Origin of the sequence: Paraburkholderia sp. BR10882, from assembly GCF_040948855.1 — a bacterium.
In the GTDB taxonomy this organism is placed as follows: domain Bacteria; phylum Pseudomonadota; class Gammaproteobacteria; order Burkholderiales; family Burkholderiaceae; genus Paraburkholderia; species Paraburkholderia nodosa_A.
Map to the genome: position 1 here is coordinate 60,499 of NZ_JBFPKP010000001.1, position 13,869 is coordinate 74,367.

The 13,869-nt window shown below is 66.2% G+C and carries 14 protein-coding genes; 4 read left to right on the top strand and 10 right to left on the bottom strand.

Features of this window, described 5'->3' with window-relative positions; translation table 11 throughout:
* Window positions 1–16 precede the first annotated feature (16 nt).
* The 10 genes from AB3X99_RS00275 to AB3X99_RS00320 all read right to left on the bottom strand — a co-directional run bounded on the left by AB3X99_RS00275 (window position 17) and on the right by AB3X99_RS00320 (window position 8,553).
* Window positions 17–493 (bottom strand): glycine zipper 2TM domain-containing protein, encoded by a 477-nt coding sequence (locus AB3X99_RS00275; protein WP_069268516.1) that lies wholly within the window; start codon window positions 491–493, stop codon window positions 17–19.
* A 43-nt stretch (window positions 494–536) separates the two neighbouring features.
* Window positions 537–1,478, bottom strand: coding sequence for a carbohydrate kinase family protein (locus AB3X99_RS00280; protein WP_342948392.1), 942 nt, complete (start codon window positions 1,476–1,478; stop codon window positions 537–539).
* Window positions 1,479–1,591: 113 nt separating this feature from the next.
* Window positions 1,592–2,092, bottom strand: coding sequence for a thiol peroxidase (gene tpx, locus AB3X99_RS00285; RefSeq protein WP_042270386.1), 501 nt, complete (start codon window positions 2,090–2,092; stop codon window positions 1,592–1,594).
* A gap of 106 nt (window positions 2,093–2,198) precedes the next feature.
* Window positions 2,199–3,566 carry a DUF3426 domain-containing protein gene (locus AB3X99_RS00290; RefSeq protein WP_368615875.1) on the bottom strand — a complete coding sequence of 456 codons (1,368 nt, stop codon included), beginning with the start codon at window positions 3,564–3,566 and terminating at the stop codon, window positions 2,199–2,201.
* Window positions 3,567–3,702: 136 nt separating this feature from the next.
* A complete protein-coding gene (gene prmA, locus AB3X99_RS00295; RefSeq protein WP_342948394.1) occupies window positions 3,703–4,599 on the bottom strand; it encodes a 50S ribosomal protein L11 methyltransferase in 897 nt (298 codons plus the stop codon).
* A gap of 3 nt (window positions 4,600–4,602) precedes the next feature.
* Window positions 4,603–5,970 carry an acetyl-CoA carboxylase biotin carboxylase subunit gene (gene accC / locus AB3X99_RS00300; protein ID WP_028214031.1) on the bottom strand — a complete coding sequence of 456 codons (1,368 nt, stop codon included), beginning with the start codon at window positions 5,968–5,970 and terminating at the stop codon, window positions 4,603–4,605.
* Window positions 5,971–6,118: 148 nt separating this feature from the next.
* Window positions 6,119–6,586 (bottom strand): acetyl-CoA carboxylase biotin carboxyl carrier protein, encoded by a 468-nt coding sequence (gene accB / locus AB3X99_RS00305; protein WP_069268520.1) that lies wholly within the window; start codon window positions 6,584–6,586, stop codon window positions 6,119–6,121.
* A gap of 97 nt (window positions 6,587–6,683) precedes the next feature.
* Window positions 6,684–7,136, bottom strand: a complete 453-nt coding sequence (gene aroQ, locus AB3X99_RS00310; protein WP_069268521.1) for a type II 3-dehydroquinate dehydratase — start codon at window positions 7,134–7,136, stop codon at window positions 6,684–6,686.
* 194 nt (window positions 7,137–7,330) lie between these two features.
* Entirely contained in the window at window positions 7,331–7,897 is a 567-nt protein-coding gene (locus tag AB3X99_RS00315) for a TlpA family protein disulfide reductase (protein ID WP_368605978.1), read from the bottom strand.
* Between the two features lie 11 nt (window positions 7,898–7,908).
* Window positions 7,909–8,553, bottom strand: coding sequence for a UDP-N-acetylmuramate--alanine ligase (locus AB3X99_RS00320; protein WP_069268523.1), 645 nt, complete (start codon window positions 8,551–8,553; stop codon window positions 7,909–7,911).
* 248 nt (window positions 8,554–8,801) lie between these two features.
* Here AB3X99_RS00320 and mpl point away from each other — a divergent pair, with 248 nt between their 5' ends.
* The 4 genes from mpl (at window position 8,802) to aroE (ending at window position 13,844) form a co-directional block, all read left to right on the top strand.
* Entirely contained in the window at window positions 8,802–10,193 is a 1,392-nt protein-coding gene (gene mpl / locus AB3X99_RS00325) for a UDP-N-acetylmuramate:L-alanyl-gamma-D-glutamyl-meso-diaminopimelate ligase (RefSeq protein ID WP_133182944.1), read from the top strand.
* Window positions 10,190–10,765: a YqiA/YcfP family alpha/beta fold hydrolase gene (locus tag AB3X99_RS00330; RefSeq protein ID WP_368615876.1), complete on the top strand. Its 576-nt coding sequence runs from the start codon at window positions 10,190–10,192 to the stop codon at window positions 10,763–10,765. Before mpl ends, AB3X99_RS00330 begins: the two co-directional genes overlap by 4 nt.
* An 80-nt stretch (window positions 10,766–10,845) precedes the next feature.
* On the top strand, window positions 10,846–12,972 hold the full coding sequence (locus AB3X99_RS00335; protein ID WP_342948399.1) for an RNB domain-containing ribonuclease: 2,127 nt from the start codon (window positions 10,846–10,848) through the stop codon (window positions 12,970–12,972).
* Window positions 12,969–13,844 (top strand): shikimate dehydrogenase, encoded by an 876-nt coding sequence (gene aroE, locus AB3X99_RS00340; RefSeq protein WP_368615877.1) that lies wholly within the window; start codon window positions 12,969–12,971, stop codon window positions 13,842–13,844. Before AB3X99_RS00335 ends, aroE begins: the two co-directional genes overlap by 4 nt.
* The last annotated feature ends 25 nt before the right edge of the window (window positions 13,845–13,869 follow it).

The window sequence follows — 13,869 nt, forward strand, 5'->3', positions numbered from 1 at the left end:
GGTACAGGGGAAAGCTTTAGTGGGTGACGCGCGTCACGCCGCCGCTCGAGAGCAGCCGCACGCGCTCGCCCGCGTTGAACACTTCGCCGGTCGCCGATTGCGTGATGGCGCGGTAGTCGCCGTTGTCGAGGCGCACCGTGATCTCGAGGCCGTCGCGCATGGCCACGCCGTTCTCGACCGCGTTGCCGGCCACGGCGCCCGCAATGCCGCCGATGATGCCGGTGACGATCGAGCCCGTGCCGCCGCCGATCCGGCTGCCGGCGACCGCGCCGAGCGCGCCGCCACCGACCGCGCCAAGGCCGCTAGGCTGGCCGTTGTTGGAGCTGATCTTCACCGCGCGCACGCTTTCGACCGTGGCCATGCGCACCGATTGCTCGCGCTGCGCCTGCGAGGCCGTGTACACATCGGCGGAACTGCTGTTATAGGCGCAGCCCGACATCGCGAGCGACCCCGCGAGCATGGCTGCAACAATCAGACGACTTGTTATTTTCATTCCCGTAGCTCCAATGGGCGCCGTTCGTGTGCGGCTCCCGCGTTCAGTTCGGCAGTTCGTAGCCGAATGCCTCCTTGAACCGTTCGTTGATCTGCGCTCGCGTAGGCGCATAGTTTTGCGGACCGAGATGCTCGATCTTGAGCGCGCCCATCAGGCTCGCGAGACGCCCCGTGGTTGCCCAGTCGAGGCCGTTCTCGATGCCGTAGAGCAGGCCGCCGCGGAAAGCGTCGCCGCAGCCGGTCGGATCGAGCACCTGAGCGGCCTTGACCGGAGGAATTTCCTCGATCTTGCCGCTGTGGTAGATCTGCGAGCCGTGCTCGCCGCGCGTGACGATCAGCGCGTCGACATGGCCGGCGATTTCGTCGAACGACCAGCCGGTGCGATGGCTGACAAGATTGGCTTCGTAGTCGTTGACCGCTACGTAGGTCGCAAGTTCAATCGCGCGGCGCAAAGAAGCGCCGTCGAAGAGCGGCAGGCCCTGGCCCGGATCGAAGATAAACGGCACGCCGGCCTTCGCGAACTGCTCGACGTGCTGGACCATGCCGTCGAAGCCGTCCGGCGCGACGATGCCGAGCTTGATGCCGGGCGCTTCGTCGGCGCGGTTCAAATGCGATTGCATCATCGCGCCCGGGTGGAACGCGGTGATCTGGTTGTTCTCGAGGTCAGTCGTGATCATCGCCTGCGCGGACCACGTATCCTCCAGCACGCGCACGTGCGCCTTCGAGAGGCCGAGCGTGTCGAGGCGTTCGAGGTACGGGCGCGCGTCGGCTGCGCCGAGCGTCGCCATGATGCGGGCGTCGCCGCCGAGCAGATTGAGCGCGTACGCGATGTTGCCGGCACAGCCGCCGAACTCGCGGCGCATCGTCGGCACGAGAAAGCTCACGTTCAGGATGTGCACCTGCTCGGGCAGGATGTGCTCCCGAAAGCGACCCTCGAAGGTCATGATGTTGTCGTAGGCGAGCGAGCCGCAGATCAGCGTAGCCAAGGCGGAAATTCCTGTAGGGCGTGGTAGGGGAAGGGGGCGGCGCACCGGCCTGCGCGTCGCCTGCGCATTGATCTGAAAGCGCAGGCGCGAGGCGCGTGTGCGCCGCCGCCGGATTACTTCAGCGCGGCGAGTGCGGCGTCGTAGTTCGGTTCGTTCTTGATTTCGCTCACGCGCTCGGCGTGCAGGACGTTGTCGTTTTCGTCGAGCACGACGACGGCGCGCGCGGTCAGACCGGTGAGCGGGCCGCTCGTCACGTCCACGCCATAGGCTTGCGCGAATTCATGGCCGCGGAAGGTCGAGGCCGTGACGACGTTGGCGATGCCTTCGGTCGTGCAGAAGCGCGCGGCGGCGAACGGCAGGTCGCCCGAGATCACGACGACAGCCGTGTTGCTCAGGCCGGCGGCGGCTTCGTTGAATTTGCGCGTGGAGGTGGCGCAGGTCGGCGTGTCGAGGCTCGGCACGATGTTCAGCACCTTGCGCTTGCCGGCGAAATCGGCGAGCGAGACAGGCTTCAGATCCTTGCCGACGAGCGAGAACGCCGGGGCCTTCTGGCCGACGCTCGGGAACGTGCCGGCGACGTCGATCGGGTTACCGCCTAGCGTGACTTGACTCATGATGTGCTCTCCGGGAATGCATGGTGTGGTGAATGGCGCACCCGCGCGATACGGGACGCCGGGAAATGCGCGGGGCACGCCAGTGCACCCGCGTACAGACGGAAAATCAGGGGTAGAAAATCTCGATGCGGAAGTTCGACGCCACCACGTCGCCCGTGTCGAGCCGCACGATCATGGTCTGCGTGGTGCGTGCGGGCAAACCGGCTTCGATGGACGTGCCGGGCGTGACGTAGTCCTGCGGCCACAGCACGCGCCGCACGACGATGTTGTTCTGCCGGTCGAGCAGCGACAGCTCGATCGCGGGGTACGCGAGCGCCACGTTGAAGCGGTTGCGCAGCGGCACCTTCAGTTCGAGGTGATGCGGCTCGTTGTCGACCTGGCGCAGATCGGACGGCTCGACCAGCAGACCGTCGATGTCGCGCGGCGGCAGCACGCGGCAGCCAAGCTGCTCACACGCCTGCTGATAGAGCGACTGCGAGTCGGGCCAGTAGACCATGACCGTTTCACGCTGCCACCACGCGAGCTGCACGACGAGCAGCGCAAACAGCAGGATGGCGATGAGCGTGCCGAGAATGCGCCAGACGAGGCCGCGCGAACCGCGCGGGCGGGCGGGCGCTTCGCGGGTGACGGCGAAGGGTGAGGCGCCGTCGTTGGGCGAGAGCGCGCTGAACGCGGGCTCTGGCGCGGCTTCGCGGGTGCGGGGACCGAGCGCGGGCTCAGGGTCGTTCATGCGAGCCGCAGCCGATGCTTCGTTGGCCGAAAAGGTCGGCTCTTTCGGGCCGCTCGTGCCCAGGTTCGGCTCGCTGCGCGTCCAGCGCGCGGCGGGCGGGAAGGGTTCGGCGGCTGCGGGCTGCCGGGGGGGCGGTACCGGTTCTGCTGCAGGTGCCGCCGGCACACGCGGCGCATCTTGTGGAGCGCGTCCAGGCGTCGGTTCGTCGTCGAAGGCGACCCGCGACTCGGCTCCGGGCGTAATTTCAGGCGAGGCGCCGCGGGCAACGCTTGCCCCAGGCAGTTTGTCGGCGTCGTATTTCAGGCGCGGATCGCGCTGGCTGTCCTGCGGCGGCGCCCACGGGTCCCACGTGCGATTCGTGAAATTGGGCGTGGCGCCCAGCGTGGGGGGCGGCTCTTGCGATGGCGTTGCTGCTGCGGGTTGATACGCCTGATCATCGGGCTGCTGCGATGTGGCTTGTGATGCAGACTGCGATGCGAATTGTGAGGCGGGTTCCGAAGCGGGCTGCGCGGCAAAGCGCGAAGGGGGCTCCGATGGCGGCGAGGTCAGGCTGGCCGCGATTTCGGCTGCAAGGGGCACCGCGCGCGTGAAGTCGCCCCCTTCGGGCATCTCGTACAAACTGCCCGACGCGTCGAACGCTTCCTGACAATGTCCGCAACGCACGAGGCCTCGCCGCACGGCGAGCTGCGTTGGCTGGATGCGGAATACGGTTTCACAGAAGGGGCAGCGCGTTGCCAGAAGCATGTGGGCCGAAGATCTGGGTAGACCGGAGGATTGGTGATACCCGCATTCTACTGGCAATCCACCGCAGTCTACGACTTCGGTCTTGCCGCTTGGGGCGCGATCAGGCTCGTGCGAGCCTGATCGGAACGGGAAGGGACTAGGCGCGCCGCGTGCCCGCGAGGCAGACCCAGCCTTCGTGTTCGCGCCAGACCGAGATCTCGATCCACTGCGCGTACACCTGCGCGACTTCCTCGGCCTGGCGCGCGAGAATGCCCGAAAGTGCGATGTGCCCACCCGGTTTCACGCGCGACGAGAGCATCGAGGCCATCAGCTTGAGCGGATTCGACAGAATATTGGCGACGACGATGTCGAACTCGCCGGCGGGGCAATCGTCGGGCAGGCCGTAGGTAACCTCCGCGCGATTGCGCTCGCTGTTGTGGCGCGCCGACTCGACTGCCTGCGGGTCGATGTCGATGCCGATCACCGGATTCGCTCCGCACTTCTTCGCGAGGATCGCGAGGATGCCCGAGCCGCAGCCGTAATCGAGCAGCGAATTGCCCGGCTGCACGTGCTGTTCGAGCCATTCCATGCACAGACGCGTGGTGGGATGGCTGCCTGTGCCGAACGCGAGGCCCGGGTCCAGCTCGAGCACGAGCGCGTTCGGGTCCGGGGCATCGTGCCACGACGGCACGACCCAGATGCGCTCGCCGATCTGGATCGGGTCGAACTGCGATTGCGTCAGACGCACCCAGTCCTGCTCCTCGACTTCGCGCAGCGAGAACTTCGGCGTTTGCGCGAGACCCAACTCGTTCGAAGCGGCCATGAGCAGCACGGCGGGATCCTGATCGGCGCCGATCAGCGCAATCACGCGCGAATGCTGCCACGCGGTGCGCTCGGGCGTTAAGCCCGGCTCGCCGAAGAGCGGCTGCTCGTCGGGCGTGTCGGCGTCGGCGTCTTCCACCGACACCGAGAGGGCGCCAAGCTCGATCAACGCGTCGGAAAGTTCTTCCGCGCGGTCACGCTCGAGCTCGACGATCAGTTCCCGGTAGCTCATGAGTTACGCTTCGTCCTTCTTCACTGCCTGACGTTCGGCCAGACGGCTTTCGAGGTAGTGAATGCTCGTGCCGCCCTCGACGAACTTCGCATCGAGCATCAGCTCGCGGTGCAGCGGGATGTTGGTCTGGATGCCTTCGACCACCATTTCCGAGAGCGCGATGCGCATGCGCTGAATAGCCTGCTCGCGCGTGGCGCCGTAGGTGATCAGCTTGCCGATCATCGAATCATAGTTCGGCGGCACGAAATAGCCATTGTAGGCATGCGAGTCGACGCGCACGCCAGGGCCACCCGGCATGTGCCACGACGTGAGACGGCCCGGCGACGGCGTGAACTTGAACGGATCTTCCGCGTTGATACGGCACTCGATCGCGTGACCCTTCAACTGGATGTCGCGCTGGCGGAACGAGAGCTTTTCGCCCGCAGCAATGCGGATCTGCTCCTGCACGATGTCGATGCCCGTGATCAGCTCGGTGACCGGGTGCTCGACCTGCACGCGCGTGTTCATCTCGATGAAGTAGAACTCGCCGTTTTCATACAGGAACTCGAACGTGCCCGCACCGAGGTAGCCCATCTTCTTGCAGGCGTCGGCGCAGCGATCGCCGATGCGATCGAGCAGGCGGCGCGCGATGCCCGGCGCCGGCGCTTCCTCGATCACCTTCTGGTGGCGGCGCTGCATGGAGCAGTCGCGCTCGCCGAGCCACACGGCATTCTTGAACGAGTCCGCGAGAATCTGGATTTCGATGTGACGCGGGTTCTCGAGGTACTTCTCCATGTAGACCTGCGGGTTGCCGAACGCACGGCCGGCTTCCTCGCGGGTCATGTTGACCGCGTTCACGAGCGCCGCTTCCGTATGCACGACGCGCATGCCGCGCCCGCCGCCGCCGCCCGCCGCCTTGATGATGACGGGGTAGCCGATCGCGCGCGCGATCTTCACGATTTCCTTCGGATCGTCGGGCAGCGCGCCTTCCGAGCCCGGCACGCAGGGCACGCCGGTCTTGATCATGGTCTGCTTCGCCGTGACCTTGTCGCCCATCATGCGGATCGTTTCCGGGCGCGGGCCGATGAACGTGAAGCCCGACTGCTCGACACGCTCGGCGAAATCGGCGTTCTCGGAGAGGAAGCCGTAACCGGGGTGGATCGCTTCTGCGTCGGTGACTTCGGCCGCGCTGATGAGCGCCGGCATGTTCAGATAGGAGAGGTTCGAAGGCGCCGGGCCGATACAGACCGCCTCGTCCGCGAGCTTCACGTACTTGGCTTCCTTATCGGCTTCCGAATAGACGACGACCGTCTTGACGCCGAGTTCGCGGCATGCGCGCTGGATGCGGAGCGCGATTTCGCCACGATTGGCAATGAGGATTTTTTCAAACATGGTGGGTATTCGACTCATCAAAGGGCGTCGCAAGTCGTATGTGCGTACGCCTCAGAGGATCGGTCGCGTGCGTCGCCGTCATGGGGCGCCAAACGCGACAAACGCGGCGGCGGCCAAAAAAGAAGGCCGCCGCCGCGCGCAGAAAAGCTTAGGCGATCACGTAGAGCGGCTGGCCGTATTCGACTGCCTGACCGTTCTCGACGAGGATTTCCTTGACCACGCCGGCCGTGTCCGACTCGATCTCGTTGAGCAGCTTCATCGCCTCGATGATGCAAAGCGTCTGGCCTTCCTTGACCGTGTCGCCAACCTGGACGAACGGGTCGGCGCCCGGCGACGGCGCGCGGTAGAACGTGCCCACCATCGGCGAGGTCACGACGTGGCCTTGCGGCACGGGGGGCGCGGCGGGAGCCGCAGCGGCAGCTTCGCCCACATGGGCGGGCGCTGCGAGCGGGGCACCCATGGCCGGCGCCGCGTATTGCGCGGGGCCAGGCTGCACGTAAACGGGCGGCGCGTTCTTGACGATGCGCACCTTGCCTTCACCCTCGGTCACTTCGAGCTCCGAGATGCCCGATTCGGAGACGAGGTCGATCAGAGTCTTCAGCTTACGTAGATCCATGGTGCAGCCCCTTTTACTTTGAATACGTGAAGTGCCGGGGCGCGCGCGTCCCGACACGGGTTGTTGTTCAGGTATTGACGGTCATCCGACGCAGGAATCAGGCCGCCGACCGGGCAGCGAGCCGGTCGAGCGCGTATTCGAGCGCGTAGAGATAACCCTTCCAGCCGAGGCCGCAAATCACACCTTCGGCCTGGTCAGAAAAATACGAATGGTGCCGGAAGGACTCGCGGCGATGCACGTTCGACAGGTGAATCTCGACGAACGGGATGCCGACGCCTGCCAGCGCATCCCGGATCGCAACGCTCGTATGCGTGTACGCGGCCGGGTTGATCAGGATGAAGTCGGTCTGCTCGGTGCGGGCCGACTGAATGCGGTCGACCAGTGCGCCTTCGTGATTGCTCTGGAAGGTCGCGAGTTCGACGCCGGCGTCCCCTGCACGGTCCGAGAGCGCTTGATCGATCTGCGGCAGCGTCACGCGCCCATACACCTCCGGTTCCCGGGTGCCGAGAAGATTGAGGTTGGGGCCGTGCAGAACCAGCAGTCGCGTCATGGTCGCTTCTTTTTCCGTGGAATTGCGCGAACTTTAGCGCCGATTAGAGAAATTTGTCTAGTTTTCCGATAAGGAGATATGGCCCCGACTACCCGCTGCGGCGAGGGTTTGGGTCGATCTTCGGTCAAATGACAGGATTTTCACGGCAAAAGCCCATTTATGGCGCCTAAGATCTTGTCAGACGATCTGCTGCGTCAAAGCGCGTCGAGGGTGCGCCGAAGCTCGTCCGGCTTGATTTGCCCTAATTTTGTCGCACGAACGGCGCCGTTCGCGTCGATTACGACCGTGTAAGGTAAGCCGCCCGCGCTGTTGCCGAATGCGCGTGCGACATCCGCGCCGCCGAAACCGGCGATGTAGATCGGGTAATCGACGGGCACCTTCTTGAGGAACGTCTTGATGTTCGCGGCAGAATCTACGCCGACGCCGACGAACTGAATTCCCTTCTTCGCGTACTCGCGCTGGAGCGCGGAAAGCTCCGGCATTTCCTCCACACACGGGCCGCACCAGGAAGCCCAGAAGTTGACCACGATCGGCCGGCCCTTGTAGATGGCGAGCGATTGCGCCTTGCCGTCCGGGTTCGTGACTGCCGCCGACCAGAGCTGGGTGAGCGCATTCTGCTTGCCGCTCGCCGACGCCGCGCTTACCGAGGTCGCGTCGGCCGCGTCGGCGCTGCCGCTCGTTGCCCAGTGCCCAGCCAGTAGGCCGCCGCCTGCGGCGATTGCCGCCACTGCCACGCCGGCCAGAATCCGCTTCGTATTCATCGCTGCCGTTATCAGGTTGTGGAAGAAGTGGCGCCGCTCTCGTCGATCAGCGCCTGGAGGGCCTGCGCATTGGCGCGCGGCAGCCTGCCACGCGCGTCGGCGCGCACGGCGCCGCGCAAGTCGTCCGTATTGTAGAGCGCAACGTGGATGCCCACCGGCTCCTCGGCGCGTGACGGGCGCCACATGAAGCTGAGAGTTTCCACGAGGCCGCGCGCCGCGAAATGGCGCGTCTCCGACACGTCGTACTGCACGTTCGCATTCAGGAGCCAGATCGCGACATCCTTCGCGTTGTCACAGAAAATCTGCAGATGGATGTCGGAGTGCTCGCCCGCCGTGCCGTTGAGCACCGCACCGGTCAGAAACGGATTGAACGCATCGAGCCGCTGCATCCATTCGAGCGCGATCTCGCGCAGGCGGCGCAGCACCGCAGGCTGGCTGTCGCTTTGAAAGAGGGCCTGATATTCGCGGATCTCTTCCTCGATCTGATCGTTGTCGGGCAACCAGGTGCCTTCGATGCGCGTTTCCCCCACCACCTGCCGGGCGGCCTTGCGTTTGGCGGTGGCGTAGTCGAGGCCGTCCTCGGCGATCATCCTTGCTGCCGCGATGGCGATTTCCTCGCGCACGCGCTGGGGATCGAAATGTGATCTGCGAACCATCTTTTAATGATACTAGAGATCGCCCTGGCTCCTGCACGCAGCCACTGCGCCGCGTCCGCTGCCGGGTGCGCAGGGATTTTCCGTCGCTGCGGGGACCGAGGTCGAGCCAATAGGGCTCAGGGCCTCGGGTACAATACCCGTTCTTTGCTGCGGCGGCGCAGGACTGCCGACGTTCCAGCTTCTCCGTCCTTTTCAACCTGATCAATCCGATCAACGCGTTCACGACGCCCGCGCGGCGCGACAGGCTTATGCACATCCATATCCTCGGCATCTGCGGCACGTTCATGGGCGGACTCGCGGTGCTCGCGCGCAGCGCGGGCCACACGGTGACCGGCTGCGACGCCGGCGTGTACCCGCCGATGAGCACCCAGCTCGAAGCGCAGGGCATCCGCCTCATCGAGGGTTACGACGCGAGCCAGACCGAACTCAATCCCGATCTCTACGTGATCGGCAACGTGGTCACGCGCGGCAACCCGCTGATGGAGGAGATCCTCAATCGCGGCTTGCCGTACACGTCGGGTCCGCAGTGGCTCGGCGACCACGTGCTGCGCGACAAGTGGGTGCTCGCGGTGGCGGGCACGCACGGCAAGACCACCACGAGCTCGATGCTCACGTGGCTGCTCGAAGACGCGGGCCTTAATCCGGGCTTCCTGATCGGCGGCGTGCCGCTGAACTTCGGCGTGTCGGCGCGCCTGACCGATTCGAGCTTCTTCGTGATCGAAGCCGACGAGTACGACACGGCGTTCTTCGACAAGCGCTCGAAGTTCGTTCATTACCGTCCGCGCACGGCGCTGCTCAACAATCTCGAATTCGATCACGCCGACATCTTCCCCGATCTCGCGGCGATCGAAACGCAGTTCCATCATCTCGTGCGCACGATTCCGGGCGTTGGCCGCATCGTCACGAACGGCCGTTCGGACGCGCTCGAACGCGTGCTCACGCGCGGCGTATGGAGCGACGTGGAGCGCTTCGGCGTGGATGGCGGCTGGCAGGCGCTGCCGGCGGAAGACGGCGTGGCCGTGGACGAGCGCTTCGCCGTCTATCACAACAGCGAACGTGCAGGCGTGGTGGACTGGCAGATCCAGGGTGAACACAACCGCCTGAACGCGCTCGCGGCGATCGCCGCCGCGCGCAGCGTGGGCGTGCCGCCTGCGCAGGCCGCGGCGTCGCTCGCCACGTTCCGCAACGTGAAGCGCCGCATGGAAGTGCGCGGCAGCGTTGACGGCGTGACCGTCTACGACGATTTCGCGCACCATCCCACGGCCATCGAAACGACGATCGCCGGCCTGCGCACGCGCGTCGGTCACGAAAACACGCGCATCCTCGCCGTGCTCGAGCCGCGCTCGAACACGATGAAGCTCGGCGTGATGAAGGCGCAACTGCCCGCCAGTCTCGCCGACGCCGACCTCGTGTTCGGCTACGGCGCACCGAGCGGCAAGGACGCGCTCGGCTGGGATCTCGCCGGTGCGCTTGCGCCGCTCGGCGAGAAGGCCCGCGCTTTCCACGATCTCGAAGCGCTCGTGAAGGCGGTCGTCGCAGCCGCACGCCCTGGCGACCAGGTGCTCGTGATGAGCAACGGCGGCTTCGGCGGCGTGCATCAAAAGCTGCTCGATGCGCTCTCGGCACGGAGCGCGGCGTGATCGTCTATCTGCACGGCTTTCGCTCGTCGCCCCAGTCGTTCAAGGCGCGCCTCCTGGCGGCGCGCATGGCCGAGCTGGGACGCAGCGGCGAATGGCTGTGCCCGACGCTGCCGGTTTCGCCGCGCGAGGCGATTGCGCTCGCTGAGCAGGAGATCGGCGCGCAAATGAAGCCGGGCGAGCGCGTCACGCTCATCGGCAGCTCGCTTGGCGGCTACTTCGCCACGCATCTCGCGGAAAAGCACGGCTGGCGCGCCGCGCTGCTGAACCCGGCGGTGGTGCCTGACCGCGATCTGTCGAAGTATTTCGGCGAGCAGCCGCTCTGGCACGGCGGCGGCAGCATCGTCGTCGAACCGCGTCACCTGGACGAGTTGCGCGCGCTGGCCGTTACGTCGGTGACGCAACCCGCGCGCTACTATCTAATCGCCGCGACCGGCGACGAAGTGCTCGATTACCGCGAGATGCTCGCGCACTATCCGGGTGTGCCCACACACCTGATCGAAGGCAGCGATCATGGCATCAGCGAGTTCGCAGATTACGTCGACGAAGTGATCCGTTTCTGCGACGCCGCTTGATGCGTGCGAACGCCTATATGTATACAGCACCGCCCGCGCGCCGCGCCGGCGGTCGAAGCAAGTCTGAACGAGAGTATTGAGTGAACGTTTTCTTTGAGGAATCGGGCAGTTTCAAGGCCGGCAGCGTGCTGTCGCGCCAGGGCGATGCATTTCAGGTCGAGCTGCCGGGCGGCCGGCGCGCCAAGGTGCGCGCAAAAGACGTGCTGATCGAGTTCGAGAAGCCGGCTGCGAGCGAACTGCTGGAGCAGGCGGACGCCGCCGCCCAGGAGATCGATCTCGACTTCCTGTGGGAATGCGCGCCTGCCGACGAATTTGCGTACACGGCGCTTGCGAGCGAGTACTTCGGCGAGACCTACGGTCCGGTCGAGCGCGCCGCGCTCGTGCTGCGCCTGCATGGCTCGCCCGTGTACTTTCGCCGCAAGGGGCGCGGCCAGTATCAGCGCGCGCCCGAAGAGCAGCTCAAGATGGCGCTGGCCTCGCTCGAGCGCAAGCGTCAGCAGGCGCTGGTGCAGGCCGGCTACGAGGAGGAGCTGAAGGCGGGTGGACTGCCCGAGGCGTTCAAGGGTAAGGCGCTCGGACTCCTCACGAAGCCGGACAAGAACTCGATCGAATACAAGGCGCTCGAAGCGGCGGCCGCTGCGCGCGGCATTTCGATGCCGCGTCTCATGCTCGAAAACGGCGGCATCGCTTCGCCGCGCGCGCTGCACGAGGCACGCTTCCTCGCGGACTTTTTCCCGCACGGCACCGGCTTCCCGCCGGTCGAAGTGGGCACGCTGCCCGAGGATCTGCCCGATGCCGCCGAGCACGTGCAGGCGTTCTCGATCGACGACGTCACCACGACCGAAATCGACGACGCATTCTCGATCGAGCATCTGGCCGACGGGCGCGTGCGCATCGGCATTCACATCGCGGCGCCCGCACTTGGCATCCAGCGCGGCGACACGGCGGATACGATCGCGCGTACGCGTCTTTCGACGGTCTACATGCCCGGCGACAAGATCACGATGCTGCCCGACGATTTCGTCGACGCCTTCACGCTCAAGGAAGGCGGTCTGCGCCCGGCGCTTTCGCTCTACTGCATCGTGAACCGCGAGACGCAGGAGATCGTCGCGACCGAAACGCGCGCCGAGCGCGTGTTCGTGAAGAGCAATCTGCGTCACAACACGCTCGACGAAGTCGTCACCGAAGCGACGCTCGCCGCGGGCACGGGCGAGTATCCGCACAAGGACGACATCGCCGTGCTGTGGCCGTTCGCGCAGGCCCTGTTCGAGAAGCGCCAGCAGGCGCGCGCCGGTTACGGCCTGCGCCGCGAGGTCCAGCGCAACACCGACTTCAACTTCTACGTGGAAGGCGAGCATGTCACCATCTCGCCGCGCCGCCGCGGCTCGCCGCTCGACCTGATCGTCGCGGAGCTGGCGATTCTCGCGAACTCCACGTGGGGCGCTTTCCTGCACGACCATGGCGTGCCGGGCATCTATCGCTCGCAGCGCGCGTTCGGCGCGCCGACCGGCCCCAAGCGCACGCGCATGCAGACCAACGCCGCGCCGCACGAAGGCCTCGGCGTCGCGCAGTATGCGTGGAGCACCTCGCCGCTGCGCCGCTACGTGGACCTCGTGAACCAGTGGCAGCTGCTCGCCTGTGTGGAGCACGGCGTGGCCGCCAAGCTCGTCGCGCCGTTCAAGCCCAAGGACGCCGATCTGTTCGCCGTCGTGCAGGGCTTCGACGAGACTTACACCGCTTACGCCGACCATCAGCGCCGCATGGAGTACTTCTGGTGCCTGCGCTGGTTGCAGCAGGAAATGCGCGGTGAAGCTGGGCGCGAGCCGCGCCGCGAGTTCCCGGCGAGCGTGGTGAAGGACGACCTGGTGCGCTTCGAAGAAGTGCCGCTGCTCATGCACGTGCCTGCACTCGGCGTGCACGCGCGCGGCACGCGCCTGATGATGGAAGTGCTGTCGATCGACGAGCTGACCATCGAGGCTTCGGTGCGCATGCTGCGCGTGCTCGATGCGCCCGTCGTGACGAGCGGCGAGCAGGCCGAAGAGGATGCGGGCGAAGACGAAGAGCTGATCGAGGCCGCCGACGAGTCCGCACAAAGCGAAGCAGAAGCTGTCGCAGAAGCGGGCGACGCCGACGGCGAGGCGGCAAGCGATGCGCCCGCGGCAGAAGAGCAATCGAGCGAACAGCACGCCACGGAGCCGCGCGAATGAGCGTCAGGGAGTCGAAGCCTGTTGTGCACGCCGACCGCTACGCCGTAGTCGGCAATCCGGTGGCGCACAGCAAGTCGCCGTACATCCACGCGCAGTTCGCGCTGCAAACGGGCGAGCGCGTTGAATACGACCGCCTGCTCGCGCCGCTCGACGGCTTCGTCCAGCACGTGCAGGCCTTTCACGCGGCTGGCGGGCGCGGCCTGAACGTGACCGTGCCGTTCAAGCTGGAAGCGCACGCGCTTGCGCACAAGCTCTCGCCGCGAGCGGCGGCGGCGGGCGCGGTGAACACGCTGCGCTTCGATGCGGACGGCATCTTCGGCGACAACACCGACGGCTTCGGCCTCGTGCGCGACATCGAGGTGAACCTCGACGTTGCGCTCGAAGGCGCGCGCGTGCTGCTGCTCGGCGCGGGCGGCGCGGCGCGCGGCGTCGTGCTGCCGATGCTCGAGCGCCGGCCCCGCGAGATCACCATCGTGAACCGCACGGCGCCCAAGGCGCACGCGCTCATCGAACAGTTCGCAGGCGCGGCGGGCGAGTTCGGCTGCATTCTCAACGGTGGCGGTCCTCAAGACGTCGATCCCAAGCCTTACGACGTGATCGTGAACGCGACGGCGGGCAGCCTCGATGCGGCGTTGCCCGAGTGTGACGAGCGCGCGTTCGGCACCGGTACGCTCGCCTACGACATGATGTACGGCGCGCAGCCCACCGTGTTCATGCGCCACGCGCAGGCACTCGGCGCGCGCGCGGCCGACGGCCTCGGCATGCTGGTCGAGCAGGCCGCCGAGTCGTTCTTCGTGTGGCGCGGCGTGCGGCCCGAGGGCGCGCCGGTGCTGGCGGCGTTGCGCGCGCAGCTCGCCGCGCAGGCCGCGTAACGCCCGGCGCCTCTCGCACAAAACG